Raw genomic sequence first — 277 nt, forward strand, 5'->3', positions numbered from 1 at the left:
CCGTAGCCGTGTCCGTACCGCCATTGCCGTCATCGACAGACACCGTGAACGTATCCGTGCCATTGAAGTCGGCAGCTGGTGTATACGTATACGTCCCGTCCGTGTTGACGATCACCGTGCCGTTCGTTGGTGCAGTGCCGAGCGTCGCAGTCAGAACATCGCCGTCGATGTCGTTCACGATCACAGCACCGGAGACAGCCGCGTCCTCATTCGTCGTTACCGCATCATCAGCAGCCGTCGGCGCATCGTTCTGTGGGTTCACCGTGATCGTAACCGT

Annotated in this window: 1 protein-coding gene; it reads right to left on the reverse strand. The window is 59.2% G+C overall.

Annotation, left to right across the window (positions count from 1 at the left end; genetic code table 11):
- On the reverse strand, positions 1-277 hold a 277-nt coding region (locus R2A130_RS18750; RefSeq protein WP_040306448.1), incomplete at both ends, for an Ig-like domain-containing protein.

Source organism: Ahrensia sp. R2A130 (genome assembly GCF_000179775.1).
GTDB lineage: Bacteria > Pseudomonadota > Alphaproteobacteria > Rhizobiales > Rhizobiaceae > Pseudahrensia.